Origin of the sequence: Qipengyuania vulgaris, from assembly GCF_009827325.1 — a bacterium.
Taxonomy (GTDB): Bacteria; Pseudomonadota; Alphaproteobacteria; order Sphingomonadales; family Sphingomonadaceae; genus Qipengyuania; species Qipengyuania vulgaris.
The window spans coordinates 40,833-64,722 of sequence record NZ_WTYC01000002.1; the positions used below are offsets into that span (position 1 = coordinate 40,833).

A 23,890-nucleotide genomic window follows, 5' to 3' on the forward strand; every position below is an offset into this window, starting at 1 on the left:
ACATTCACTGCAAATGCTCTTCCATCGACCAAGTCAGCTTATCGGGTGAAGTGATCGTCAGCCGCACAATCCAGCGCCCGGCCTTTAGCGGGTCCAGTGAAACGTGATTACCGGGTGTCGCCTCGATGAAGCGAAGCCTCATCGTTTCCTGCTTTCCGAGCGGCCTGCGGGCGGTTGCGACCACGGTGGAGCCATCAGGCACCGCGGTGGTCTCGACTACGAGGTGGTAGTTGTCGCTGCGCGATATTTCCGCGGTCCATCCCAGTGCTTCCTGCTGTTCGGCAGCTTCAAGCCAGCCGTTGAACTCCTGGCTAGCGACGTAAGAATTCTGGACTACCACCCCTCCAAAGCCGCGGACGGCCAGCGTGGCCATGAACAGGTTAACCGCAATGATGATGGCGAAGCCGGACACAATGGTCACGGCCATGTGCTTGCCAGTGAATTCGCCCTTCATTCGCTGCCTTCCGGCGTATCGAAGCGCGCTTCGGTTACAACGCTTTCCCGCTGTTCGTCGCGTGATGTGACACGGAAGCTGAATTCCTGCGTTTCCGCGCCTTCGGGAACTATGACATACGCGCGAACCGCGAGCACCTGATCGGCCGGCACTGTCTTAATCTGCATGCGTCCAGCCGCCTCACGGCCGATGGTGTCTGTCCACATGAGCGCACCTGGAAGCCCCTGAAGCTCTATCTCCATCTCTCGCGGCCGGCTCTCCATATTGCGTAGCTTGAGAGTATAGGAATTGCGCACCGAACCATCGCTCATCAGGATATAAGGAGGATTGCGGTCGGGCGAGACCGACAGGCCGACGTGGCTGCGCACGCCGAGAGCGAAGAGCATGGCAAGACCGATGCTTCCCCAGATGAGGAAATAGGCAATGGTCCTTGGTCGTAGCAGGGCTTTCCACGGCGGCCGTGTCGCTTCTCCGTTAGCTTCCTTCTCACAATCCTCGAGCGTCGCGTAGTCGATCAAGCCGCGGGGCCGGCCCACTTCCGCCATGACCTTGTCACAGGCATCGATGCACAAAGCGCAAGTTATGCATCCGACTTGGGGGCCTTCTCGAATGTCGATCCCCGTTGGACAGACGGCCACGCACTGCAGGCAGTCGATACAGTCCCCAAATTTCTCAGGATCCTTTTTAGCCTTTTTGACGCTGCCGCGCGGTTCACCGCGCCAGTCCTTGTAGGTCACAAGCAGCGACTTCTCGTCCATCATGGCCGTCTGGATCCGGGGCCAGGGGCACATGTAGATGCACACCTGTTCGCGCATGAAACCGCCGAGCGTGAATGTGGTGAGTGTAAGGATGGCCACCGTGATGTAAGCGGCGGATGCAGCCTCCCCCGCCCAGAAATCGCGCACGAGGGTCGGCGCATCGGCGAAATACATGATCCACGCACCCCCGGTCCAGAAGCTGATGACCAGATAGATCGTGTATTTAAACGTCCGTTTCGCGATCTTTTTCGGTCCGAGAGGCGCCGCGTCCAACTTCATGCGCGCGTTCCGGTCGCCATCAACAAAGCGATCGATGTGTTGGAACAGGTCCGTCCAGACCGTCTGCGGACAAGCGTATCCGCACCACGCACGGCCCACCGCGCTCGTCACCAGGAAGAGGCCAAGTGCAGCCATAATGAGCAGACCGGCCACATAGTAGAACTCGTGCGGCCAGATCTCGATGCCGAACATGTAAAACCGACGATTGGCGAGATCGACCAGGACCGCCTGATCTGGCGCGTATGGTCCGCGATCCCAGCGAATCCACGGCGTGCCGTAATAGATCGCAAGCGTCACGAACATGACAAACCATTTGAAGCGGCGGAAGGGACCGTCGATGCGCTTGTTGTGCACCTTGGTTCGCTTCTCGAACAACTTGGTCGGTAGTTGCTGCCTGGGCGGCTCGTGTGGCTCGTGGCGAAGCGTGGTGGCTTCCGGCTCGGCTACGGCCCCGGAAACCGGCTCGTTGGTCTTCGCGCGCCCGTCCTCAACTACGACCGACCAGTCGCGGTTCTCGCCTTCCCGGCGAGGACGTTCGCCCGAAGCGCGGCCGGGATCACGGTTCTTCATCAACCTCCACCGTGGGATCTTCGGCGACTTCGACGAATTCCTCGCCGCCGCCGAGCGACCAGACATAGGCCGAGAGCATCTTGATCGTGACCGGATCGAGGCGACCGCTCCAATGCGGCATCCGGCCCATCTTGGGGTTCAGGATCTGCTGGCGAATCTGTTCGCGTGAATTACCGTAAAGCCAGATTGCATCGTTCAGGCGCGGCGCACCGAGTTCGCGGTTACCTTCGCCGGCAAGGCCGTGACAGACTGAGCAGTTATCTTCATAGGTTTGCGCACCGAGCGCGTTTCGGGATCCTTTTCCGCTTAGCGAAAGCGTATGATCCACGAGCGCGTTGAGCTGAGCAGCTTCGAACGCGCCTTCGAACGGCGGCATGACGCTGGCTCTGGTGTCATCAACGCCCGGAGCGCGAATGCCGTTGACCAGCGTATATTCGATCGCCTTGAGATCACCGCCCCATAGCCAATCATCGTCGTTGAGGTTGGGATAGCCTAGCGTCTGGCTTCCTGCGGCACCCGAGCCGTGGCACTGAGAGCAGTGAACTTGAAATGCCGATCTGCCGCCAGCCACCGCCTGAGCGAACAGGCCGCTATTCTCGGGGAGGCGTTCAATCGGAATTCGCGACAATTCCTCGCGGACACTAACGCGCGCCTGATCGACGGCACTCATTTCTTTGGCCAGCTCGCCGCGGCTACTCCAGCCAAGTACGCCTTCAGTTGCCTTGTCCACGAGCGGCCACGCCGGGTAGAGGATCACATAAATTATGCCCCAGACGATGGTCAGATAGAGCGTCCAGAGCCACCACCGCGGCATTGGGGTGTCGAGCTCCTCGATTCCGTCCCATTCGTGACCGACGGTTTCGGTGCCGGTTGGCTCGTCGATGCGCTTATTCACCATCGCCGCGCCCCTCGATCTCATCTTCCTTGAAAATGGAGCGTGCGGCCTCCCGATTATGCTCCTTTGCACCTGGTCGAAACACCCACAGACAAAGCCCCAGGAAGAGCACGAGAAGCGCGACCAAGCCGTAGCTGTCGGCGAAGTGCCGCAACTGATCGTAGAGGCTCATCGACCCTTCTCCTCTGCCAACCGCTCCTGAGCGGCTGCACTGTCGACATCGACCAGCGTTCCGAGCATTTGCAGATAGGCAACAAGCGCATCCATCTCGGTCACCCGGCTCGGATCACCGTCGAAATCACGGACCTGTGCCTTGGGATAACGTTGCTGGAAATCCTCGACGTCCCCCCCGCTGTCGGGATCGGCTTGCAGGATGATATCTGCCATGGCCTCACCGATGTCCCGGTCCGAGTAGGGAACCCCCACGCGCCGCAGCGCAATCAGCATCTCGGCGGTGTTGTCGGTTTCGAGATTGGCCTCCCCGAGAAAGGAGTATTGCGGCATGATACTCTCTGGCACCACGCTTTGCGGATCCTTGAGATGCTGCACATGCCATTCATCCGAATAGCGGCCACCGACGCGCGCGAGATCGGGGCCAGTGCGCTTTGAACCCCATTGGAACGGGTGATCATACATGCTTTCCGCCGCCAAACTGTAGTGGCCATACCGTTCCACCTCATCGCGGAACGGCCGGATCATCTGGCTATGGCAGGCATAGCAGCCTTCGCGCACGTAAATGTTACGCCCCGCCTGTTCGAGCGGGGTATACGGCCGCATTCCCTCGACCTTTTCGATTGTGTTGTCGATCCAGAACAGCGGGGCGATCTCGACGATGCCGCCAATCGCCACGGCGATGAAGGAACCAATTGCGAGAAGGTTGATGTTCTTTTCCAGCTTCTTGTGCTGGGAGGCGAGACCCATGACGCGCTATCCTATTCAGCTGGTTCGGGAGTTGCGGAGCGCACGATGGGCCGGTCCTTTTCGGGATCGTATTCCGGCATGGCGCCCATCGGAGCTTCCTCGCGCAGCTTGCCGGCGATGGTCATCCAGACATTGTAGCCCATGATGATGGCACCGCTGAGATACATGACGCCGCCCAGAGCACGGATGATATAGAGCTCGTGCAGCGCTGCGACAGTCTCCGCGAAGCTGTTCACGAGGTAGCCGTCGCCGCCGTATTCGCGCCACATCAAACCTTGGGTGATACCGGCCACCCACATGCTGGCCGCGTAGAAAACGATTCCCAGCGTCGCGAGCCAGAAGTGCCAATTGATCATACGCAGCGAATACATTCGCTCCCGCTTCCACAGTCGCGGCACGAGGAAGTACACTGCGGCAAAGCTGATGAGACCGTTCCACCCGAGAGCGCCAGAATGCACGTGTCCGACCGTCCAGTCGGTGTAGTGTGACAACGAATTCACCGCTTTAATGCTGAGCATCGGGCCCTCGAACGTCGCCATGCCGTAGAACGCCAGCGCCATTACCATCATGCGGATGATCGGATCGGTGCGAACCTTGTCCCAAGCCCCGTTCAGCGTCATCAGTCCATTGATCATGCCTCCCCAGCTGGGCATCCAGAGGATGACCGAGAACACCATGCCAAGTGTCTGTGCCCAGTCCGGCAATGCTGTGTAATGAAGGTGATGCGGCCCCGCCCAGATGTAGAGGAAAATCAAGGACCAAAAGTGAATGATGGAGAGTCGGTAACTGTAGACCGGTCGCTCGGCCTGTTTGGGCACGAAGTAATACATCATCGCCAGAAACGGCACGGTCAGGAAAAACGCGACGGCGTTGTGGCCATACCACCACTGCGTCAGCGCATCCTGGACGCCCGCAAAGGCGGAGTACGACAAAGAGCCGTTCCAGGCGACGGGCACCGCCAAATTGTTGACGATGTGCAGCATCGCGATGGTGATAATGAAGGAGAGGTAGAACCAGTTTGCCACATAGATGTGCGGCTCCGTTCTACGCGCCAGAGTGCCGACGAAGACGATGAGATACGCCACCCAGACAATCGTCAGCCACAGATCCACATACCACTCGGGCTCGGCATATTCACGGCTCTGCGTGACGCCAAAAAGATAGCCCGAAGCTGCGAGAACGATGAAGAGCTGGTAACCCCAGAATACGAAGCGAGCGAGCGTCGGAAAGGCAAGCTGCGCGCGGCACGTGCGCTGAACAACATAGAAGCTGCTGGCGATAAGGATATTGCCGCCAAAGGCGAAAATCACCGCAGAGGTATGCAGCGGTCTCACCCGCCCGAAGTTGAAATAGGGCTCGAAATTCAGCTGCGGGAACGCCAGCTGCGACGCGATAAAGACGCCGGCAAGCAGGCCCACGAGAGCCCAGAACATAGTGGCAAGGACACCCCAGCGAACCGGATCATCGTCATAAAGCGAGACGCCTTCCGGCATATGAAAAAAGCCGCGTGCTTTCCCCATGGGATCGAACCGCGCGGCCGACATCCACATTAATACGAATGAGACGGTCGCGATGATAATCGCATGAGCTGCAAAGCCCGTGTCGCGCGCTGTAGCCGCCAAAACAATTGAGATGACAAGAACTAGGAACCACAACCCAACCCGTCCGAGTGCGACTTCTGCCCGCATTATAACTCCGATCCCTTTTCGACGCCTCTATGCAGTTTTGACGAAAACCGCATTGATCCAAATCAAATTAAAGAAATTTCATTTCCCTACTTACTCCGGGAGGCTAATCGACGGATTTGATCAAGGTCAAGGATCACTAGTTCCGACCTTCCGTTGGTTTGCAGAATGCCGCGTTCACGCAGGTGACTGAGTTGACGACTAACCGTTTCTATTGTCAATCCGAGGCTATCGGCTATTTCGCGCCGGGACATGGGTAGATCGAGCATTGCAATACCATTTCTGGTGGTTGCGATCCGCTCGGTCAGGTCAAGAAGAAAACTGGCAACTCGTTCCTGCGCGGTCATCCGTCCGAGCAAAACCAGACGTTCTCTCGAACCTTCGAGCGCAGATAAGAGCTGCGCGACAAGTCTTTCGGCGCAATACTCATTTTTGGTGAGCGTTTTCGCGAGCTCAGCGAGCGGACATCCGACAATCTTACAAGCTGTCAGCGCCTGGAGTTCATAGGGCACACGCGAATTTGGAGACAGCACGATCATTTCATCGCGGAATCCGAAAGTGATGATCTGCTCACGATCGAGACCAACCTGGGCAGTCAGCTTCACCGCGCCGCTAGCAACGAACACAATGAGAGGTTTCTCGGAAGAATGGAATTTTGCAGTTTCCCCAACAGGAACATGCAGGAATTCACCTAGTTGCTGGACCTCAGCACTTAAGGGGCCCCTCGGTTCGTCAGAAAAAGAGGTCGCGAACTTTCGAAGCGCCGATGAGGCTGGCATTAGAAAGGATCCTTGATTGTCATGAACGCAGCCACTGGGGGGCTTGGAGATTTCGTTCATTGATCTCGATCAATTGAATTTCGTCGGGCACACTCTCACCGGAGAGACACGCGTTGGTGACGAACTGGGTCGCGGATCAGACATAAGGAAGGTCCTTCCCTGCTCGTCCTCCAGTCAATCCGTCCCGCTTCATTGCGATGCCTGTAAGCAGGCTGTCGGCGATCATTCTCGCGCGGGTTCCGACAAGTTCGGTGGCGCTATGATGGAGTTCGATTTCGCCCAAGGTTTCATAAAAGAGCTGCAGCCAGCGCTCGAAGTGACGCAGTTCGAGGCCGGGAATGGCAAGGTGCTTCAGCATGGGATTTCCGGAGAACTCGCCGCTGTTGTGCAGCACGGATCTCCAGAATGCCTTCATTCGGGCGAGATGTGAGGGCCAGTCCGAGATACGCTCAGCGAAGATCGGTCCCAAAAGCGCATCGTCACGGATCCGGACGTAAAACGTCTCGACGAGGTGACCGATGAAGTCCGCGTCGATCCCGATCAATTCGGCTTCGGCACGCTTCTCTTCTCGTTTGCGCTTCGCATAGGATAGTGCGTCCGGATCCGCACGGCTCATGGGATTGTGATTGTTCATGAGTTGGCACTTTTCCTGGGGCTTGTGACTGGCCCGACATCACTCGGAGCACGGAGAAATTCGACCTGGAATTCTACGGATCCTATCGGTTCAACGCGGTGGAGGATTGTCGGCTCAACCACTCCAGGCTCGGTGCCGGGATCCAGGACGTATTCTTCCGGTTCGCGTCGGGGATCGGTGATGAAATAGCGCAGTCTGCCTTGAGTGACATGGATGAGACCCCAGACCCCGTCCTTGGTCGAATGATCGGTTCGTAGTCCGGACGGCACGGTATTCTCCGTGAAAGTCGGCGTGCGCTTGTAGCTTTCGAGAACGGGCATTTCGGCAGGTTTCATTTCAGGCCGCCTTTATGGGATTGTGAAAGTCACCGAGCGCCCGGCCGATTTCGTCGCCCATCAAGGGTTTCTCCACGAGGATTGCGCGAGAAATGGCAAGCCGGTTGCGCAGCCTCCGGTTAGGATGAGTGGCCAGGAAAACGACGGGTGCGCAGTTTCCTTGCGCTCTCAGATCTTCGAGAGCTTGCGCACCATCCCCGCGATATTGCTCGTCGATGATGAGTGCTGCGAGGCCATGATCCACCACGTCGAAACCTTCGATCGAGAGCGAAAACTGCAGCGAAGCGAGGACGGATGGATCTTCAACCAGCAACCGTATGGCGTGATTTTGAACCATGATCCGTCCTCCTTCATCTGACCAGCCGATCAGGCGGCCTTTTTCCAGTTCGGCTCGAGCGTGACATGCGGCGGGCATTCGGCGATTTTGCCGACTGGCAGACCGGCGAGTTCGTTCGCAAAGCCGTGGTTGACATCGCGGTGATGGGCTTCGTCCGCACGAACCACCAAGACGACGTCGCGTAGCGTCGCATCTTCAGAGAGCCCCCAATACCGCTTTGCGATCTCTGGAGCGGGCACGTTCTGGCTACGGCCCTCATCGATCTCCGCAAGATAGTGCGTATAGCTGATCACGGCTTCTTCCTCGAAGTAGCCCACTACCCGGTGCGCTGTTTTCGAGCTGACAAGGTAAAGCGCGAAGAAGAAGAGATAGAACACCCACTGCACGCCAATGATAACAGCGCGTTCGAACATCGTCGGCTTGGAAACCTCGATGAAGGTCATGAGGTGCATGCGCTCGTTTTCAGCTTCGTCCATGAGCGTCTTGATCCAGCCCTTGTCGTCGCACATGCGGCGGAGACAGGCGAGGTGGTTGATCGTCGCTCCAACCATGCCCGGAACGGCTGCCACCGTTTCCAGAACGACGGCGCGGTGCCCGTAGCGCTCTGCAAAAAACGTGTCAGCAGTCCAGCGCAGCGCCTTGGTAAAGCCGAATGCGATCCTGTCCGATAAACCCTTGGGTTGATGGTGAACGCCAAGATCGATGAGCGGTGCAGACATTGAAACTTCTCCATTCGGCAGCCATTGGAAGGAGAGTGCTGCCGATGCCCTCCATCTATGACGATGAACGGAACCGCGAAATTTGGATGATCACCCTACGAGAAGCGCCCTAAGGGATTTCACGGAGGTGCGGGGGCAGAGCTTCGTCAGCCGCTTTCTTCCGCGGCTTTCTTTCGCAAGTGCTGTTCTCGGAGCGCTGCTGGCTATCGGCCTTGCGGTAATTGTTCGGCTTGTCTTTGCAGACGAGCTTGGACAGCGCGCCACCTTCATTTTCTTTGTACCAGGCGTCGTCATTGCCAGTGCTCTGTCCGGACTAAGGGCCGGTGCATTCGCCTCGGTCGCGGGTGCGACGGCGGGGATCTTATGCGATCGTTTGAGCGGTCCAATCGAAAGCGGAAGCATCATCGCTGCCGTAACCTTCGTAGTCATCGGCCTCGCGGTCGCGGTGGGCGGGGAATGGTTTCAGCGCGCGCGGCTCGAAACCGAAGCGGCCGCGACTGAACTTGCAAGACGTGAGGCACACCTGAGTTCCATCCTGGACACGGTGCCTGACGCTATGGTCGTAATCGATGAAGCCGGTTTGATTCATGAGTTCAGTCCCACTGCGGAAAGGATGTTTGGCTGGAGCGCGGATGAGGTGAACGGGCACAACGTCAGTGTATTAATGCCAGATCCCTATCGCACGGCACATGATGGATACCTGGAGCGGTATTATAGGACGGGCGAAAGGCGGATCATTGGGAAGGGACGCATCGTCGTCGGCGAACGCATGGACGGTTCCACTTTCCCCATCGAACTGGCCGTCGGCGAAATGCGAACCGAAGGTCATCGGTATTTTACTGGTTTCATCCGTGATTTGACCGAGCGGCAACAGGCCGAGGACCGGCTCCAGGAATTGCAGAGCGAACTCGTCCATATTTCGCGTCTGACGGCTCTCGGCGAGATGGCATCTGCTCTTGCTCATGAGATCAACCAGCCGCTTTCAGCCATTGCGAATTATCTGAAGGGCAGCCGAATGCTGCTTACTCGCGAAGACCCGCCGCTTGATCGGATTTCCGATGCAGTCGAACAGGCGTCGGGACAGGCTCTTCGGGCAGGCGAGATCATCCGGAGACTGCGCGATTTCGTGGCCCGGGGAGAAACCGAAAGGAGCATCGAGAGTCTTCCCAAGCTTGTCGAAGAAGCCAGCGCGCTCGCATTGGTCGGAGCAAAGGAACATGGCATTCGGGTGCTCTACGACTTCGACCCTGAGATTGATCTCGTTCTGGTCGATAAGGTTCAGATACAGCAGGTAGTGCTTAACCTCGTGCGCAATGCGGTGGACTCGATGGCCGAAGCGGCATCATCGGAACGTCGGCTCCTCATTGTGATCGATAGATCAAGCGAGGAACTTGCGCGGGTCGCTGTCAGTGACACGGGTCCAGGTATCAGACCTGAAATTGCAGATCGACTATTTCAGCCTTTCATTACAACCAAGCGGACCGGTATGGGCGTCGGCCTTTCGATCTCGCGAACAATTGTCGAGGCTCATGGGGGACGTATATGGGCCGGCCCATCTGCCGAGGGGGGCGCGGAGTTCGGCTTTACAGTCCAAAGAGTTTCCAAGGAGGAATATTACGATGGCGAATGACGCCACCAAAGATGCGATCGTTTATGTCATCGACGACGATGAAAGTGCGCGCAATTCTTTGGAATTTCTACTCGATGTAGCAGGCGTTAGGGTTCGATCCTTTTCTTCGGGTGACGCATTTCTGAAGTCATCGCCCCCACTCACCGGCGCCTGTGTCATTACCGATATTCGGATGCCAGGTGTCGGCGGGATCGAACTTACTGAACGCATTAAGCAGAAGGATCCCTCGGTTCCAGTCATTGTGATTACTGGGCATGCCGACGTGCCCTTGGCAATCCAGGCAATGAAGGCGGGCGCTGCGGATTTCATCGAAAAGCCTTTCGACGACGACATCATTCTCTCGGCAATCGAGCGGGCGGTTTCTCAGAAAGCGGAAGGAGACGCGCTTGTCGAGGAACGCCGAGAAATAGAAACGCGTCTATCCTCCTTGTCAGGCCGCGAACGTGAAGTGGTCGAGGGCTTGGCGGACGGCAAAGCCTATAAGGTCATTGGATATGATCTAGGCATCAGTCCACGAACGGTTGAGGTCTACCGTGCCAATGCGATGATGAAACTTCAGGCGAAGACCTTATCCGACCTGGTGAGAATGGTCACTTTAGCCCGGCTTCCCTGAGCGACCTCTCGTCCGAATGCTGTAAAGCAACTTCAAAGGTTCTCTGCATTCCTACCGAGACCGCGTCGAGGGGTCATATTGGGTAATAGCAAAACCCTCCGATCGCCGCTCGATGCTATTTTGCGAGGCGGAGGTGATCTTATGAGCTTTAACGTTCCGATTGCGCAGGATATCTGGTCTGCGAAATACCGCTTTAGTGGCAATGAGACGTATGCGGGCGATCTCTCGAGGTCGGGCGGGCTATCGCTCCGCTTGCTCGCGATGGGGTGCTGATCGTGGCCAGCGGCATTTTCACGCATGACCTATCCAGCTGGGGCTGACAGCAGGGCATGGAAGAGCCTCAATGGGTGACCGACTTTGCCGATTGATTCGACGCGGCGTTGGCAGACGGCCGCACCTGCGATCGTCTTGTCTATCGGCGTCTCGCTCCCAACGCCTAGCGCAATCATCCCACCGAGGAGCATCTTCTCCCCCTGTTCGTTGCATTGGGAGCGGTAGGTCCGACTGCGGCGGCCGAACGGATACATAGCAGCACTACTTACGGCGTCCTGAGAATGGATGCCTACGCCTTTGGATCGAAGCCCGGCCAGATTAAGAATGAAGGAGAACATCATGCCTAAGCCTCACAAGATTGCCGTCGTAGTCGGCAGCCTGCGCAAGGATTCGATCAATCGTAAGGCTGCGCAGGCCCTGATCCTTGAGGCATCCGGCAATCTGGAATTTGATTTCGTCGAGATCGGCGACCTGCCGCATTACGACGAAGATGTCGAAGACGCAGGCGCGCCGATAGAATGGACCCGCTTCCGAAAGCAGGTTTCCGAAGCAGACGCTGTGCTCTTCGTCACGCCGGAATACAATCGCTCGGTCCCCGGCGTTCTCAAGAACGCGATCGACGTCGGTTCGCGCCCCTATGGAGCGAGTTCCTGGGCCAAGAAGCCGGCGGCCGTAGTGAGCGTATCGCCGGGCGCTATCGGCGGTTTTGGCGCTAATCATCACCTGCGCCAGTCACTCGTCTTTCTCGACATGCCGGTGCTCCAGCAGCCCGAAGCCTATGTCGGAGGCGGCTTCGATCTGTTCGGCGATGCAGGCGAATTGAAGAGCGACGACACTCGCAAATTCTTCAAGAGCTTCATCGATGCGTTTGGAGAGTGGATCGAACGCGTTGCTGCCACGGACTGAACTATCGCGGAGTGGGTGAGCGGACTGCCCACTGGGTAAAGACCAGTGCGATTGTCTCGATTGCTGGATTGATGATAAGAGAATGGGAGCTAACGAATGTCCCGAATGCCTGCCCTATTCATCGGTCACGGAAGTCCGATGAACACGCTCGAGAACAACGGCTACACGGAGGCTTGGCGAGCATTCGGGGAGACGCTGCCAAGGCCCAAAGCCATTCTCGCGATTTCGGCCCACTGGTATTTCGGCACCACCGCGGTCACGGCGATGGCGCGCCCGCGAACCATTCATGACTTCTACGGCTTTTCCAAAGAGCTTTTCGTATTTGAGTATCCTGCGCCCGGCGATCCCGATTTGGCCGGAGAGATCGTGGAGGCGGTTAAGCCCGAATGGGTTGGTCTGGATCAAGACCAGTGGGGCCTCGATCACGGAACCTGGTCCGTCTTGGCGCATCTCTATCCGGAGGCCGACATCCCGGTGGTTCAATTGTCGCTCAATGCGACGAAGTCTTTCGAATATCACCTCGACCTCGGCCGACGTCTCGCCAGTCTTCGCGACAAAGGAGTGATGATTCTTGCCAGCGGCAATGTCGTCCACAATCTGCGCGCGCTTCGGTGGGACGAACCCAACCTCGGTTTCGATTGGGCACAGCGCTTCGATGACGCAGTATCCCAGCAACTGGCACAAGAGCCCGGCGACATCGGCAAGCTGACCGAGCATCCCGATTTCGCTGCCGCCGTGCCGACGCCCGATCACTATTTGCCCGTGCTGTATCTGGCTGGTTTGGCTACGGCCCAGGGGACAACTCTCGAACCCCTCGTACGGGGGCACTCGATGGGGTCGATATCGATGGCCTGCTACGGCCTCGATGCAGACATCGAGTTGCGAAAAAATCCGTCCTGCGCTGCTCGCCTGCCTGCCAGCGTTCCTCCCGAACAGTCGAATATCTGATTCCAACAGCGGCTGCGCATTCCTGTTAGCCAAGTCACCGAATGATCGCTTCATCTGCACATGTTTGAAAACAGTATCATCGCACTCGACTGGTTGGGAATCGTCGTCTTCACGATTTCCGGCGCGCTCGTCGCGTCTCGCAATCAGATGGACGTAATCGGATTCATTTTGCTTGGCACCATCACCGGTATTGGCGGCGGTACCATCCGTGATCTCCTACTTGATGCGCATGCAGTGTTCTGGATCGAGCGGCCGCAATATCTTGCCGTGTGTATCGCGGTGTCCATAGCTGTCTTTTTCACCGCTCACCTTGCCGCGTCGCGGTACAGGCTGATCCTCTGGCTCGATGCCATTGGTCTTGCGCTTTTCGCAACCGGCGGCTCGGAGAAGGCCATAGCTCTTGGTGAAGGGGGACTGGTCGCCGCAACGATGGGAGTGATTACTGCCTGCTTCGGGGGGATCATTCGGGATGTTATTGGCAAGGAAGATTCGATTATCTTCTCGCACGAGATTTACGTCACCGCCGCGGTGCTGGCAGCACTGAGCTATGTGATCCTTCACTCGCTTGGCGCGCCACGCGAACTGTCGGTCGCTCTTTCGGTCGCGGCCGGTTTCGGTCTGCGGGCCGGCGCGCTGGCCTGGGGTTGGTCCCTCCCGCGATACAGGCCTCGCCCGCCCGACATCTGAGGCGCGGTCCAGCACGGCTTCTACTTCAGCCAATCCAAGAAAACGGTGGTAAGGGGGTTTGCAGGGTCGGCAAGTAACTTTGCTGTGAGTGCCAAGCACATCACGATCAATAATGGCCTTACCGCCTTCGTGCCGAAGCGCATGGTGCTGTGGGCACCCAAGAACGCTCCCGCCATGCTTGCAACTGCCATGAACATTCCCACCACGATCAGAACCTCTCCAGCGGCGAGCAAGACTATGAGGCTCGCTAGGTTGCTGGAGCAGTTCAGTAGTTTGGTGTGCGCAATCGCATTGATAGTGCCCAAGCCGAACACGGCAATCAGGGCGGTGGTGTAAAACGAGCCAGCGCCGGGGCCGAAGAAGCCGTCGTAGAAGCCAATCACGGCTGCAGACGCGAGCAACAAGATGGGCCGTGCACGAACGTGACGGTCTTCGTCGCCGAGGTTTGGCTTCAAAGCATAGTAGATCGCCATCGCGACAAGGAGGAGCGGTATCAAACCGGACAGTATTGCGGGATCTACACGGGTTAGGACGAAGGCTCCGCCAGCCGCGCCGAAGAAGGCAGCAAGAGCGGGGCCAAGAAACCTCCGCAAGTCGATGCGGCCTTTTCGGGCGAAGGTTATCACAGCCGTCGCGACGGCGAAGGTGCTCTGGAGCTTGTTCGTTCCCAAGGCGGCAGCGGGTGATGCGCCGACCGCCAATAAAGCCGGGACGGTCAGCAGTCCCCCGCCTCCCGCTATGGCATCAATCGCGCCTGCGAGAAACGCTACGGCGATCAAAAAGCCTACGATCTCAACGGTGAGCTCCATCGGGCGCAGTTAGGAAACGAGGTTCCAATAAGCAAATCTGCTTGAGTGCGAAAGACCGCCGCTGGTTCGCTAGCAGTCAGACTGCTTTTAGCGCACACCACGCTCGTTCGTAACGGCAAGTTCCGGTGGTCCGCCTTATGGGTCTAACGCGAAAAAGCGGACCTAAATCATCTGGGTAGATTGCGTATTGATGACGGCTTCAGTCGATTCACGTCGAAGTCCATCTGTCCGATCGAGTGACAGCTGCAAACAAGGTGATTTTTCTTTCTGATACGAAGAACGATTATCGCGCGCCTCTCATAGAGATAGAGCTTGGATCAAACCTTGAGAAGGCTCGACACCGAGCGATCATTTCAATTGCTGGCTTTAACTCGCGGGCGATTTGAGCAATGCCGCCCGCTTCGAAGCCGCCGGGAATAGCGATCACTAATCGGTCCGCCTTCTGAAGGCCTGCTTCTTCCAGAATTGCCGGTATTGCCGCATTGCCGGTAATGACGTGCAGGCCGCCAGGTGCTCGCTGGGCGATATCTTCCTGATACTCGACAACCGAAAAGGATGAGCCAGATGCTCTAAGCTCTCGGGCGACCAGCTTCCCAACACGGCCATACCCCACGAGCACCGTGTGCGTCTTACCGCTCTCTGACACTGTACTCCCGCGCTCGCCGTCAGATGATGTGGCCGGGAATGGTGTGCGCAGAGGCGCGCGGCCTATCATCATGGTGAAGATGAATGGATTGGCAAAGATGGAAAGGATGGCACCAGCCAGTATCAGGTCCCTGCCCTCTTGCGGCAAGATGTTAAGTCCCACCCCAAGACCTGCGAGAATGAATGAGAATTCACCGATTTGTGCAAGACTGGCGGAAACAGTAAGTGCGGTCTCATTCGAGAAGCGAAATGCGCGAACAATTCCGTAGGCGACGATGGATTTTCCGAAAATGATGATCGCTACCGTCGCGAGCAAAGGCCACGGCTGTTCGACCACCACCGATGGGTCGAACAGCATGCCGACCGACACAAAAAACAGGACGGCAAACGCGTCTCGGAGCGGGAGCGTCTCTTCAGCTGCACGGCGACTGAGCTGGGATTCCCCCAAGATCATACCGGCAAAGAATGCTCCAAGGGCGAAAGAAACATCGAATAGGTAAGCAGCTCCAAACGCTACCCCCAAAGCAATTGAGAGCACTGCGAGCCGGAATAGTTCACGCGACCCCGTATGGGCCACCCAATGCAGACCGGCAGGAATGAGACGCTTACCGACTATAAGCATCAGCGCGATGAACCCGCCGATTTTCAAGAGGGTCAACCCTACAAGTGCGGCAATTTGGGTGCTTCCGCCACTCCCACCTTCCATGATTTGCGCGATTACTGGCAATAAAACCAGCGCGATCACCATCGCCAGATCTTCGACGATGAGCCATCCGACCGCGATCCGCCCGCGTTCAGTCTGCACCGCATTTCGGGTCTGAAGCGCCCGGAGCAGCACGACGGTGCTGGCAACCGACAGGGCGAGGCCGAAGATCAGTCCGGCCAATATGGTCCAGTCCAGATAGCGAGCCAGCAAAAACCCCAGAAGCGTCGCGACTGCAATTTGCGCGAGCGCTCCTGGCAAAGCAATTTTGCGGACAGAAAGCAGGTCCTTCAGCGAAAAATGAAGGCCAACGCCGAACATCAGCAGAATTACGCCGATTTCCGCGAGTTCTACCGCGAGATCGGTATCCGCCACGAACCCGGGAGTGAATGGGCCAATGAGGACACCGGCAAACAGATAACCTGCGACCGGAGATACGCGGAGACGATACGCAAGGGCCCCCATAGCAAAAGCCACGACCAGTCCAGCGACGATCGTTGCTATGAGCGGCGTATGATGAGGCATGGCCGGCAGTAGGCCCTAAAACCCTCTATTACGTCAAGCGGGTGTGGGTAGGGAAATGACGAAGTCTATTGGTCCTGAACTAGGTCTTTTTCCGGGTCGCCCTCTTTTGCTCTCTCTTGGCGGATTTCTACTGAATGCTGTTCGAGCAATCGCGTGGCACTACCGACGAGCGCTTCGACCTCGTTACGAAGTCCTATCGGGAATAAAAGCGTCCACTCCACCCCCGCGCATTCGAAGATTGTGCCGCACCCTGATTGCGCCATCATGCCGCGCCGACAGGCTATGATCGCGCCGTCCTCACGTTCGGCATATTCGATACGCGGGTAATCCTGGTCAGTGACGGAGAATATCTGAGCCCTACCCGTCTTGTCCGATTTTCCCGCAGACATTTCATCGAGCACAATCTCCGCAGCAAAATCGGGAAATTTTATCCGTATGAAATCTTTCTGACCGCCCACTCGGATCGAGGGGATATACGCGGCAGGAATGGTATACTCTCGCTCACCCAACTCGAACTCGTGAACGGCAGTTTCCTGAACTACGTCAGGCTCGGGCGCCGACGAAACTTGGGACGCCTCGGATCCGCTCTCATTGCCTTCCGGCGCGCAGCTAGAAAGTGAGAGACCCAGCAAAAATACAAACGGTAGTGGTTTCAATGAACATCCTCCAAAGCGCGATCGCGTGCCGATGCCCGGTCGTAATGATCACCTATGGCCAGTTTCTTCGCGACCCAGTTGATTGTAGGGCCCTGGATAACACTGGACAGAAGAACGACGAAAAAGACCACGTTGAAAATCGCAAAAGCTCCGTCGACACCGGCCACGATGGGGAAAGTCGCCAGCACGATTGGGACTGCGCCGCGAAGTCCAGCCCACGATATAAATACTTTTGCCCGCCATCCGAACTGCCGGAAAGGTGCGAGGCACACAAAGACACTGATCGGGCGGGCCACGAACATGAGAATAGCCGTTATTGCTAGACCCGGAACAATGACCGGACCCAGTTGAGAGGGTGTCACTAGAAGTCCCAGGGTCAAGAACATTGCCACCTGGGCAAGCCATGCCATTCCATCCTGAAAGGTCGATACGGTGCGCTTGGCAGCATAATGACGGTTGCCAGCAACGAGGCCCGCCAAATAGGCGGCGAGAAAGCCGTTGCCCAACAACAGTTCGGCGGCACCGAATGCGATCAAGGCAGCCGCAATCGAAATCACGAATGCCAAGCCACCTTGGCGGTAACCCCCTCTCTTCAGGATCTCGGGCATGGCAAAGCCGATCCCCACTCCTATCAGGGCTCCCATCACCATCTGAATCATGAAATCAGGCGCAAGGGCGAAGGGAGAGGCGCTGGGATTTGACATGAACAGCAGGACGGCACCGACGAGAAAGATGGCCATGGGATCATTCGAGCCGGATTCGACTTCGATGAGCGCGGGCACATCTCCATGCAAATCGAGCCCGGTAGAACGCAAGATCGCGAACACCGCCGCAGCATCAGTAGAAGCGATGATTGCTCCGAGAAGCGCGGCTTGTGCGGGTGTAACTCCTAAGAGGAATACCGCCGATATTGCCACAACGCCTGCGCTAATGAGAACACCGACGGTGGCCATCACGAGCGCGGGTCCCGCTACTCTCTTAACGTCCCGCCAATCTGTATCCAGACCGCCCGAGAACAGAATGAAGATGAGCGATGCTATGCCGACGGCCTGAGCGAGGACGAAGTTGTCGAAAGAAATTCCGCCCGGTCCTTCGACGCCCGCCAGCATACCAAGGCCTAAAAACCCGATAAGTGCAGGTAGTCCGAAACGGCTCGAAAGACTTCCAGCAAGGACGGTTGTCAGAAGCAGCACGCCAATCAGGAGAAGCGTGGATTCAGTATCTAGAAACCCCATGAACAGGCCGTAGCACGAGAGGGTAGATTGGCACCTACATTCTTTTGGTCGGAACTGTTTGCGTCCGGTCGACCCGAAAACGTGGGTCTGATAGCCTTGTCTGTATGGTAGGAAATCGAACTTTAATAAGCTCTGCGGCGCTGCTTCTCTTGGCTGCTTGCGTGGGAGAGAACGGTAAATGCAGCGGCTTCGAAATAAGCTCATCTAGTGGTCGAAGCTTTACGGTCCCGGAGCTTATGGCTCACGCGACTGCGATGGGTATGACACAGCAGGAAGCGGAGACGCTGATATATCTGGAAGGCATATCGTCTACCACGTCGCTTAAGCCGGGTGATACTCTTTGCATCGATGGCAAACCGGGCTGATCTCGCCAACGGTGGTCCTTGCCGTGCGCTGCCCAGGCGATTATTACTACAACGATGGCGTGGTTCAGCTTACGCAGATTTGTTTTCAGGCTTGGGCTGTTATCAGTTCTCGTTGCTGTCCTGTGTCAGGCCACACCCTCCACTCCATTTGCGGAAATCAGGAACCGCGGTTCAGCATTTGATGCAACCACCGTCGAGGTGGCGATACTAGCGCAGCGCGATGGCGTTGAGCAGCTGGCCCCAATTCTCAAACCTGCACCGGTGCCAGTCCTCGTCCCCGTGCCTCGATCGCGGGCTATGGATTTCGTGGTCGACCACCCGTTCGATCCCCGAAAGACCGGACCGCCTCTAAAATCTATCTGGCGACTTGTGCCCCCGATGAGAGGGCCGCCCATCCTCACCTGATCTATCTGACCTCCAATCGGGGTCTTAGCCTGACCAAATAGATTAAGGTGTTATATCATGAGTGACCATAAGGCGGCAGCTGCCGATCCTTCCGCGCGGTTCGATGAAATCGAGCAATTACTCAATTCCTATCCGGACGTTAGCGATGAGCAACTGGGCGAACTAAAGCGCTGGTTCAAGAGAGAAGCCAGCGCATTTGAAGTGGCCAGCCTGGCTAGCAAACAGCCGGCTAGCTACGCAAAGTTTCGCGCTGACCATATCGACAAGTTTAGCAAAATCGAAATTCTACTAATCGGGGCCGTATCCCTCGCTATCTTTGCTCTGATTCTTGTGTTCGTTTGACGTAGGGGAGCCCGCCCACTCGCTAACAAGTGGGCGGGCTGTTCTCACAGCCAGCCAACGATCGCGCCCGAGAAAAATTAGGCCGCTTCGTCCTGAAGCTCTGGCTGACTGACCTCCACGATACGAAGACGTCTTTCTTCACCGGATCTATCGGGCCAGTTGATTGAGGCACCTTTCCTCATGCCGATCAGACCGGCGCCTACGAGGGTCATCACCGAAAGTCGGTTCTGGTCCATATCCGCGTCACGCGGCCAGACCAGTTCAACCTTCCTTTTGTCGCCTGATCGCTCATCCACGAATTCGACGTGCGATCGCATGATCACAACGTCGGAAGGGATATCCTGGACAGACAAAACATTTGCTCGGTCAAGCTCCTCGCATAGCTTGTGCGCGACGTCGGGGCTGCGCTCCTCGATACTAACCGCCAACTCGTAAAGAGCGTCGGCTTCGGTATCGATAACGTATATTGGCGGGGGTCCACCGTTCTCAGAAACAGTCATGTCGGTAACTCGCGTAAGTCGCCGCAATATCAGATGCGGCCTGGCTGAAGATCGTCCGGGAGCCTCGCCCCGGACCGCTTCACGGCCGACGAGACGAGGCACGCGCCCGTGCGGGCAGCTGTCCTGCGTGTGCGAGATGTCGCTTCAGAAGCCGAGAAAAGACCATGCTGAGTATCTGGGCCCGGAGGGCAGGTAAGTCAAATTATGGAAATCAACTAATGATCGGCGAGTTATCAGAGACATTCCCGGCCGGAAGGCCTACCTTAGAAAAATGATAAACTTCCGCTCATTCGCTTCTTCGCGCAGGCCCGACATGGCTATCGATCTCGGCACGGCCAACATGCGTATCATGGTTCGCGGGGAAGGCGTCGTCTTCGATGAGCCCTCCCTGTGCTGTTATGAAGATCGCGGAGGCCGCCCACATTTCGTTGCGGCGGGCAGTGAGGTTTTCGCAATGGTGGACCGGGTTCCGATAACCTTTTCTGTTCGCCGACCGCTAGCGAGGGGGGTATTGCAGGACATTGAAGCCACGAGTGCACTGCTCTCTCACGGACTCTCTGCTGTGCTTGGGAAGAAGCGAAAATCTCGTCCCACTGCCATGATAGGTATTCCGGCAGATGCCACGAAAGCAGAGTCAAATGCCCTATTAGCCGCGGCCGAAGACGCCGGGTTCGGGCGAATTGAATTGGTGAGTGAACCTTTTGCAGCGGCGATAGGAGCCGATCTCCCGGTTCGAGAAGCGCGCGCTTCCATGGTTGTCGAATGCGGAGCCGGCACCACCGAAATCGCCGTGTTTTCGCTCGATGGTAAATGTTACTCGCGCTCCGTGCGCTTGGGTGGTCTGGGTCTCGACGAGGCTCTCATCGAACACCTGCAGACGCGGCACCATTTTCTGATCGGAAAGCTCACCGCCGAAAACCTCAAGATGCGGCTTTCTTTGGAAAATGATGAGAGCCAAATCTTAGAGATCAAGGGACGCGGCCTGCACAACGGCTTGCCCGGGGTCATAACGCTCCCGGCCTCGGAGTTTTCTCCGATCCTTAAGCGGCACTTCGCTCGTTTCGCGGATGCCGTCCGGTTGGTTATCGGCGAGATTACTCCTGACCTGGCCGCGGATTTGCTAAGCGAACGGCTAGTAGCGACCGGGGGCGGCATTTGCGCAGGTTTTCTTGCCGATGCCGTCGCAGTGGAGTGCGGTCTGCCCATCACGGTCGCCAATGATCCTTCTGGATGCGTTGCACGGGGTTTGAACCGTCTGATGGAGGAAAAAGCGGCTTGATCCGGTTTCTGCTAGCCTTTTCTCGATGAAGCTGAACCCGCTCGCTACGCATTGGGACGCGATGTTTGAATGACATTGCCGTCCGACAATCCGAACCGTGACACGCCGAGGGATGAAAACCCGGGCCAGCCAATCGCCGCCGAAGAGACGATGGCATCTCTACTCTGCCGCGGCGATCGTGGAAGAAAGGTTGAGGTCGTTCAATATCGGCACGTCGAGAACGAAGTCACTGCACTTGGGACGAGGCGGCGCCTTGGTGCTATCAGTTGGAGAACAGCCGACGGGCGGCCTGTCCGGCAGATAGACGCCGACCTCTACGAGATCGAATCCTCGGGCGAACTTCTCGAACGAGTTTCTTGATCTGCGCGCCGCGCTCGCAATTCATTCTCTCGAATAGCGAGGCGTTCATGTCGGCACAGCGGAATATGACCGGTCGATGTCTGGTCGGTTTTCGCTTCGGGATAGATCACCTCATCCACGGATCGGCGAACAGCACCCTTGGTCATCTCGGCTGTGTCTTGGCGGCCAGGAGCCATTAAATGACAAACTTTGTGCCCCCGTGCCATCAGATGATCAGCGATGATCCGGCGATGGCAGCGCCACCAGACAGCTTCCGAGCACATGAGGGCCACGTGTCGATCGCACGCCAACTTTTCGATCTCGTCGAGGGCTGACTTAAACTCATCGCCGAGCGCGTAGTCGGCATAGTTATGAAAACTTTGGACGCGCCAATATCCGTTGAGTGCGGGATCTATCGATGGGTGCTTTTTTCGCCGACCGCCGAGCTTCTCAAAATGCATGTACTCAATTTCATGCTCGTCCAGCGCCGCTGGAAATGTGTCGACATTGAAAGCAGGATTGGACCGGGAGCGAGGGAATGCGCGGACGTCAGCCAGAAGATCGACGCCAGCTTCGACTAACATCTCAAGAACAGTCTCCGGACTGCGATTAGAATGCCCGATGGTGAAGACAGTGGGCATTAGCGCTCGAGCTTGGTCAATGCGCTTTCCTTGTGCGCGGCAATATGATCGGTCTTGTCGCTCTCGATCTCGTATTGCGGTTCATCTTCCGATGCGCGATGGGTATGGCCCTTGTATTGAAAATCCTTTTTATGGACTTTCGAAATTGTTCCATGAACCCGTCCGGCTTCGGAATTCCAGCTTACGTGATCTCCCACTGAAAACTTTGCCACGGCTGTGCTCTCCTGCCTGACTGAATAAGACTGCTCAATTATACAAATCGAACGCAGTCAGATTGTTTCGCGATCGCGTTCAGGTTTTCTTACCCCGGGCAAACGGGCAAAGCATCCACACCGCCGACTCATGAAGCGAGTTCAAATCGATCGGCGCGTGCCAGCTTCCAAGCCGCGCTGTAGAAATCACGGTCATGGGATCCCGTTAGCAGTTCACCTTCCTCAAGAAACATATGCAACTGCGAAAACAGGCGGATTTCGGTCAAGGAGACCCGGCGCACGAGATGATGCGGTCCAATTTCCGACGGATGTGAAAGGCCGGCAGCAGCCGTCATCTCGGCCAGAGCACGAAGCGTATTATGGTGAAAGCGCCTTACTCTTTCGGCCTTGTCAGGAACGACGAGCGCGCGTTGGCGCAGCGGGTCCTGCGTAGCAACGCCCACCGGACAGCGGTTCGTGTGGCAGGAAAGCGACTGGATGCATCCCAAGGCGAACATGAAACCGCGTCCTGCATTGGTCCAATCAGCACCCAAGCCTAGTACAGCTGCAATGTCGAACGCGCTCACGATCTTACCGGCTGCACCAATTTTAACGCGATCCCGAATACCTGCCCCCACAAGCGTATTATGGACAAATAAAAGGCTCTCGCGCAGCGGCATGCCGATATTATCCGCAAACTCCACCGGCGCCGCACCGGTCCCACCTTCCGCACCGTCAACGACGACAAAATCCGGATAGGTTTCGGTTTCGCGCATCGCCTTGACCATTCCCATGAACTCCCAGGGATGACCGACACACAGTTTAAAACCAACGGGCTTTTGCTTGGAGAGTGCGCGCAACTGGGCGATAAATTCCATCATCTCGAGGGGATTACCAAATGCCGAGTGCTCAGCTGGTGAGATGCAGTCTACGCCAATGGGGATCCCTCGGCTCTCGGCTATTTCGGACGTAACCTTTTCGCCCGGAAGAATGCCGCCGTGACCAGGCTTTGCCCCTTGGCTGAGCTTGATTTCGATCATCTTCACTTGTGGATCGCTGGCCTGGTCAGCGAATTTGATTGGATCAAAGTTGCCGTTCCTCGTGCGGCAACCGAAATATCCGCTACCGATTTCCCAGATGAGATCCCCGCCATATTCCCGGTGGTAGCGGCTTATTCCGCCCTCCCCTGTATCATGAGCAAAATCCCCTAATCTGGCGCCCTTGTTGAGCGCCCGTATGGCGTTGGCGCTCAGCGAACCGAAGCTCATTGCCGAGATGTTGAACATCGAGGCGAGATATTGGGATCCAGTCTCGGCATTCCCGATCGCTATACGAAACGTATCGGGATCAGCTTGAGGCTTGGGTTTTGTCGAATGCGAAATGAACTCATATCCATTCCGATATACATCGGCTCGCGTGCCAAAAGGACGATCGCTTACTTCGTCCTTCGCACGGGCATAAACCAGAGATCGCTGCGCTCTGGAAAACGGTGTCTGATCGTCATCACTCTCGATCAGATATTGACGAATTTCGGGCCTGATCTCTTCGAAAAGCCAGCGTAGCCGTCCAATGATGGGATAATTTCGCCGGACCGAATGTCGCGTTTGATGTAGATCGAGAAGCCCTAAGATTGTGAATGTCGCACAAAGGGTAAAAGTGAGCACTGCCCAACGCTCGGAAACGTAGGCAGCAGATAGTAATAGCCCAAACAGGCTCGCGCCGAGCGCGGTGAAGCGAGAAAAGAACACGGGGATGGCTCCGGTCGCGCCAATAGCGCGATGGGGACTGACATTGTCACAGCAAGGAAGTGATAGTGACCGAACGATCGCGTG

26 protein-coding genes are annotated in these 23,890 nt (G+C 56.8%); 7 read left to right on the forward strand and 19 right to left on the reverse strand.

Features of this window, described 5'->3' with window-relative positions:
• Positions 1-4 precede the first annotated feature (4 nt).
• From GRI69_RS04485 to GRI69_RS04535, 11 genes are all read right to left on the reverse strand, one after another.
• Positions 5-454, reverse strand: a complete 450-nt coding sequence (locus GRI69_RS04485) for a FixH family protein (protein ID WP_160727083.1) — start codon at positions 452-454, stop codon at positions 5-7.
• A complete protein-coding gene (gene ccoG / locus GRI69_RS04490; RefSeq protein WP_160727084.1) occupies positions 451-2,061 on the reverse strand; it encodes a cytochrome c oxidase accessory protein CcoG in 1,611 nt (536 codons plus the stop codon). Before ccoG ends, GRI69_RS04485 begins: the two co-directional genes overlap by 4 nt.
• Positions 2,048-2,959, reverse strand: a complete 912-nt coding sequence (gene ccoP / locus GRI69_RS04495; RefSeq protein WP_160727085.1) for a cytochrome-c oxidase, cbb3-type subunit III — start codon at positions 2,957-2,959, stop codon at positions 2,048-2,050. The genes ccoG and ccoP overlap by 14 nt, the downstream gene beginning before the upstream one ends.
• Entirely contained in the window at positions 2,949-3,128 is a 180-nt protein-coding gene (locus GRI69_RS04500) for a cbb3-type cytochrome c oxidase subunit 3 (RefSeq protein ID WP_160727086.1), read from the reverse strand. Before GRI69_RS04500 ends, ccoP begins: the two co-directional genes overlap by 11 nt.
• The gene (gene ccoO, locus GRI69_RS04505; protein WP_160727087.1) at positions 3,125-3,877 is read right to left on the reverse strand and encodes a cytochrome-c oxidase, cbb3-type subunit II; all 753 of its coding nucleotides are present in this window, start codon (positions 3,875-3,877) and stop codon (positions 3,125-3,127) included. Before ccoO ends, GRI69_RS04500 begins: the two co-directional genes overlap by 4 nt.
• 11 nt (positions 3,878-3,888) lie before the next feature.
• Positions 3,889-5,565: a cytochrome-c oxidase, cbb3-type subunit I gene (gene ccoN, locus GRI69_RS04510; protein WP_160727088.1), complete on the reverse strand. Its 1,677-nt coding sequence runs from the start codon at positions 5,563-5,565 to the stop codon at positions 3,889-3,891.
• Between the two features lie 86 nt (positions 5,566-5,651).
• Complete coding sequence (locus tag GRI69_RS04515; protein WP_160727089.1) at positions 5,652-6,401, reverse strand: helix-turn-helix domain-containing protein; 750 nt, start codon at positions 6,399-6,401, stop codon at positions 5,652-5,654.
• A 76-nt stretch (positions 6,402-6,477) separates the two neighbouring features.
• Positions 6,478-6,975: a group III truncated hemoglobin gene (locus GRI69_RS04520; protein ID WP_237452945.1), complete on the reverse strand. Its 498-nt coding sequence runs from the start codon at positions 6,973-6,975 to the stop codon at positions 6,478-6,480.
• The gene (locus tag GRI69_RS04525; protein ID WP_160727090.1) at positions 6,972-7,310 is read right to left on the reverse strand and encodes a TehB family protein; all 339 of its coding nucleotides are present in this window, start codon (positions 7,308-7,310) and stop codon (positions 6,972-6,974) included. The genes GRI69_RS04520 and GRI69_RS04525 overlap by 4 nt, the downstream gene beginning before the upstream one ends.
• 1 nt (position 7,311) lies before the next feature.
• A complete protein-coding gene (locus GRI69_RS04530) occupies positions 7,312-7,647 on the reverse strand; it encodes a response regulator (RefSeq protein WP_160727091.1) in 336 nt (111 codons plus the stop codon).
• Between the two features lie 29 nt (positions 7,648-7,676).
• Entirely contained in the window at positions 7,677-8,366 is a 690-nt protein-coding gene (locus GRI69_RS04535) for an alternative oxidase (protein WP_160727092.1), read from the reverse strand.
• 127 nt (positions 8,367-8,493) lie between these two features.
• Between GRI69_RS04535 and GRI69_RS04540 the strand changes: the two genes are divergently transcribed.
• The 5 genes from GRI69_RS04540 to GRI69_RS04560 all read left to right on the forward strand — a co-directional run bounded on the left by GRI69_RS04540 (position 8,494) and on the right by GRI69_RS04560 (position 13,423).
• Positions 8,494-9,996, forward strand: coding sequence for a PAS domain S-box protein (locus GRI69_RS04540; RefSeq protein WP_337191025.1), 1,503 nt, complete (start codon positions 8,494-8,496; stop codon positions 9,994-9,996).
• On the forward strand, positions 9,986-10,609 hold the full coding sequence (fixJ, locus tag GRI69_RS04545; RefSeq protein WP_160727094.1) for a response regulator FixJ: 624 nt from the start codon (positions 9,986-9,988) through the stop codon (positions 10,607-10,609). Before GRI69_RS04540 ends, fixJ begins: the two co-directional genes overlap by 11 nt.
• A gap of 612 nt (positions 10,610-11,221) precedes the next feature.
• Positions 11,222-11,788, forward strand: a complete 567-nt coding sequence (locus GRI69_RS04550; protein WP_160727095.1) for an NADPH-dependent FMN reductase — start codon at positions 11,222-11,224, stop codon at positions 11,786-11,788.
• Positions 11,789-11,893: 105 nt separating this feature from the next.
• A complete protein-coding gene (gene ygiD / locus GRI69_RS04555; RefSeq protein WP_237452946.1) occupies positions 11,894-12,736 on the forward strand; it encodes a 4,5-DOPA-extradiol-dioxygenase in 843 nt (280 codons plus the stop codon).
• Positions 12,737-12,796: 60 nt separating this feature from the next.
• Entirely contained in the window at positions 12,797-13,423 is a 627-nt protein-coding gene (locus tag GRI69_RS04560; RefSeq protein ID WP_160727097.1) for a trimeric intracellular cation channel family protein, read from the forward strand.
• Positions 13,424-13,443: 20 nt separating this feature from the next.
• Here the strand turns inward: GRI69_RS04560 and GRI69_RS04565 are convergent, their stop codons facing one another.
• From GRI69_RS04565 to GRI69_RS04580, 4 genes are all read right to left on the reverse strand, one after another.
• Positions 13,444-14,232, reverse strand: coding sequence for a TSUP family transporter (locus GRI69_RS04565; RefSeq protein ID WP_160727098.1), 789 nt, complete (start codon positions 14,230-14,232; stop codon positions 13,444-13,446).
• Between the two features lie 283 nt (positions 14,233-14,515).
• Positions 14,516-16,105: a cation:proton antiporter domain-containing protein gene (locus GRI69_RS04570; protein ID WP_160727099.1), complete on the reverse strand. Its 1,590-nt coding sequence runs from the start codon at positions 16,103-16,105 to the stop codon at positions 14,516-14,518.
• A 65-nt stretch (positions 16,106-16,170) separates the two neighbouring features.
• On the reverse strand, positions 16,171-16,761 hold the full coding sequence (locus tag GRI69_RS04575) for a hypothetical protein (RefSeq protein ID WP_160727100.1): 591 nt from the start codon (positions 16,759-16,761) through the stop codon (positions 16,171-16,173).
• A complete protein-coding gene (locus tag GRI69_RS04580) occupies positions 16,758-17,996 on the reverse strand; it encodes a potassium/proton antiporter (RefSeq protein WP_160727101.1) in 1,239 nt (412 codons plus the stop codon). Before GRI69_RS04580 ends, GRI69_RS04575 begins: the two co-directional genes overlap by 4 nt.
• Before the next feature lie 827 nt (positions 17,997-18,823).
• Here GRI69_RS04580 and GRI69_RS04585 point away from each other — a divergent pair.
• On the forward strand, positions 18,824-19,108 hold the full coding sequence (locus GRI69_RS04585) for a hypothetical protein (protein ID WP_160727102.1): 285 nt from the start codon (positions 18,824-18,826) through the stop codon (positions 19,106-19,108).
• A gap of 77 nt (positions 19,109-19,185) precedes the next feature.
• Here the strand turns inward: GRI69_RS04585 and rnk are convergent, their stop codons facing one another.
• The gene (gene rnk, locus GRI69_RS04590; protein ID WP_160727103.1) at positions 19,186-19,608 is read right to left on the reverse strand and encodes a nucleoside diphosphate kinase regulator; all 423 of its coding nucleotides are present in this window, start codon (positions 19,606-19,608) and stop codon (positions 19,186-19,188) included.
• A 313-nt stretch (positions 19,609-19,921) separates the two neighbouring features.
• Here rnk and GRI69_RS04595 point away from each other — a divergent pair, with 313 nt between their 5' ends.
• Positions 19,922-20,887 carry a rod shape-determining protein gene (locus GRI69_RS04595; protein ID WP_160727104.1) on the forward strand — a complete coding sequence of 322 codons (966 nt, stop codon included), beginning with the start codon at positions 19,922-19,924 and terminating at the stop codon, positions 20,885-20,887.
• Positions 20,888-21,201: 314 nt separating this feature from the next.
• Here the strand turns inward: GRI69_RS04595 and GRI69_RS04600 are convergent, their stop codons facing one another.
• The 3 genes from GRI69_RS04600 to GRI69_RS04610 form a co-directional block, all read right to left on the reverse strand.
• The gene (locus tag GRI69_RS04600; RefSeq protein WP_160727105.1) at positions 21,202-21,867 is read right to left on the reverse strand and encodes a DUF488 domain-containing protein; all 666 of its coding nucleotides are present in this window, start codon (positions 21,865-21,867) and stop codon (positions 21,202-21,204) included.
• Positions 21,867-22,079 (reverse strand): HVA1 family protein, encoded by a 213-nt coding sequence (locus tag GRI69_RS04605; protein ID WP_160727106.1) that lies wholly within the window; start codon positions 22,077-22,079, stop codon positions 21,867-21,869. The genes GRI69_RS04600 and GRI69_RS04605 overlap by 1 nt, the downstream gene beginning before the upstream one ends.
• A 128-nt stretch (positions 22,080-22,207) precedes the next feature.
• Positions 22,208-23,806, reverse strand: coding sequence for a glutamate synthase-related protein (locus GRI69_RS04610; RefSeq protein ID WP_160727107.1), 1,599 nt, complete (start codon positions 23,804-23,806; stop codon positions 22,208-22,210).
• Between the last annotated feature and the right edge of the window lie 84 nt (positions 23,807-23,890).

What these genes read in the sequence shown, in the direction of transcription:
- ccoO (WP_160727087.1), bottom strand. Translation starts at nt 3,877, where the DNA reads ATGGGTCTCGCCTCCCAGCACAAGAAGCTGGAAAAGAACATCAACCTT.
- rnk (WP_160727103.1), bottom strand. Translation starts at nt 19,608, where the DNA reads ATGACTGTTTCTGAGAACGGTGGACCCCCGCCAATATACGTTATCGAT.
- GRI69_RS04580 (WP_160727101.1), bottom strand. Translation starts at nt 17,996, where the DNA reads ATGGGGTTTCTAGATACTGAATCCACGCTTCTCCTGATTGGCGTGCTG.
- ccoP (WP_160727085.1), bottom strand. Translation starts at nt 2,959, where the DNA reads ATGGTGAATAAGCGCATCGACGAGCCAACCGGCACCGAAACCGTCGGT.
- GRI69_RS04525 (WP_160727090.1), bottom strand. Translation starts at nt 7,310, where the DNA reads ATGAAACCTGCCGAAATGCCCGTTCTCGAAAGCTACAAGCGCACGCCG.
- GRI69_RS04560 (WP_160727097.1), top strand. Translation starts at nt 12,797, where the DNA reads ATGTTTGAAAACAGTATCATCGCACTCGACTGGTTGGGAATCGTCGTC.
- ygiD (WP_237452946.1), top strand. Translation starts at nt 11,894, where the DNA reads ATGCCTGCCCTATTCATCGGTCACGGAAGTCCGATGAACACGCTCGAG.
- GRI69_RS04550 (WP_160727095.1), top strand. Translation starts at nt 11,222, where the DNA reads ATGCCTAAGCCTCACAAGATTGCCGTCGTAGTCGGCAGCCTGCGCAAG.
- GRI69_RS04585 (WP_160727102.1), top strand. Translation starts at nt 18,824, where the DNA reads ATGAGTGACCATAAGGCGGCAGCTGCCGATCCTTCCGCGCGGTTCGAT.
- fixJ (WP_160727094.1), top strand. Translation starts at nt 9,986, where the DNA reads ATGGCGAATGACGCCACCAAAGATGCGATCGTTTATGTCATCGACGAC.
- GRI69_RS04485 (WP_160727083.1), bottom strand. Translation starts at nt 454, where the DNA reads ATGAAGGGCGAATTCACTGGCAAGCACATGGCCGTGACCATTGTGTCC.
- GRI69_RS04570 (WP_160727099.1), bottom strand. Translation starts at nt 16,105, where the DNA reads ATGCCTCATCATACGCCGCTCATAGCAACGATCGTCGCTGGACTGGTC.
- GRI69_RS04515 (WP_160727089.1), bottom strand. Translation starts at nt 6,401, where the DNA reads ATGAACGAAATCTCCAAGCCCCCCAGTGGCTGCGTTCATGACAATCAA.
- GRI69_RS04500 (WP_160727086.1), bottom strand. Translation starts at nt 3,128, where the DNA reads ATGAGCCTCTACGATCAGTTGCGGCACTTCGCCGACAGCTACGGCTTG.
- GRI69_RS04530 (WP_160727091.1), bottom strand. Translation starts at nt 7,647, where the DNA reads ATGGTTCAAAATCACGCCATACGGTTGCTGGTTGAAGATCCATCCGTC.
- GRI69_RS04595 (WP_160727104.1), top strand. Translation starts at nt 19,922, where the DNA reads ATGGCTATCGATCTCGGCACGGCCAACATGCGTATCATGGTTCGCGGG.
- ccoN (WP_160727088.1), bottom strand. Translation starts at nt 5,565, where the DNA reads ATGCGGGCAGAAGTCGCACTCGGACGGGTTGGGTTGTGGTTCCTAGTT.
- GRI69_RS04565 (WP_160727098.1), bottom strand. Translation starts at nt 14,232, where the DNA reads ATGGAGCTCACCGTTGAGATCGTAGGCTTTTTGATCGCCGTAGCGTTT.
- GRI69_RS04520 (WP_237452945.1), bottom strand. Translation starts at nt 6,975, where the DNA reads ATGAACAATCACAATCCCATGAGCCGTGCGGATCCGGACGCACTATCC.
- ccoG (WP_160727084.1), bottom strand. Translation starts at nt 2,061, where the DNA reads ATGAAGAACCGTGATCCCGGCCGCGCTTCGGGCGAACGTCCTCGCCGG.
- GRI69_RS04535 (WP_160727092.1), bottom strand. Translation starts at nt 8,366, where the DNA reads ATGTCTGCACCGCTCATCGATCTTGGCGTTCACCATCAACCCAAGGGT.
- GRI69_RS04600 (WP_160727105.1), bottom strand. Translation starts at nt 21,867, where the DNA reads ATGCCCACTGTCTTCACCATCGGGCATTCTAATCGCAGTCCGGAGACT.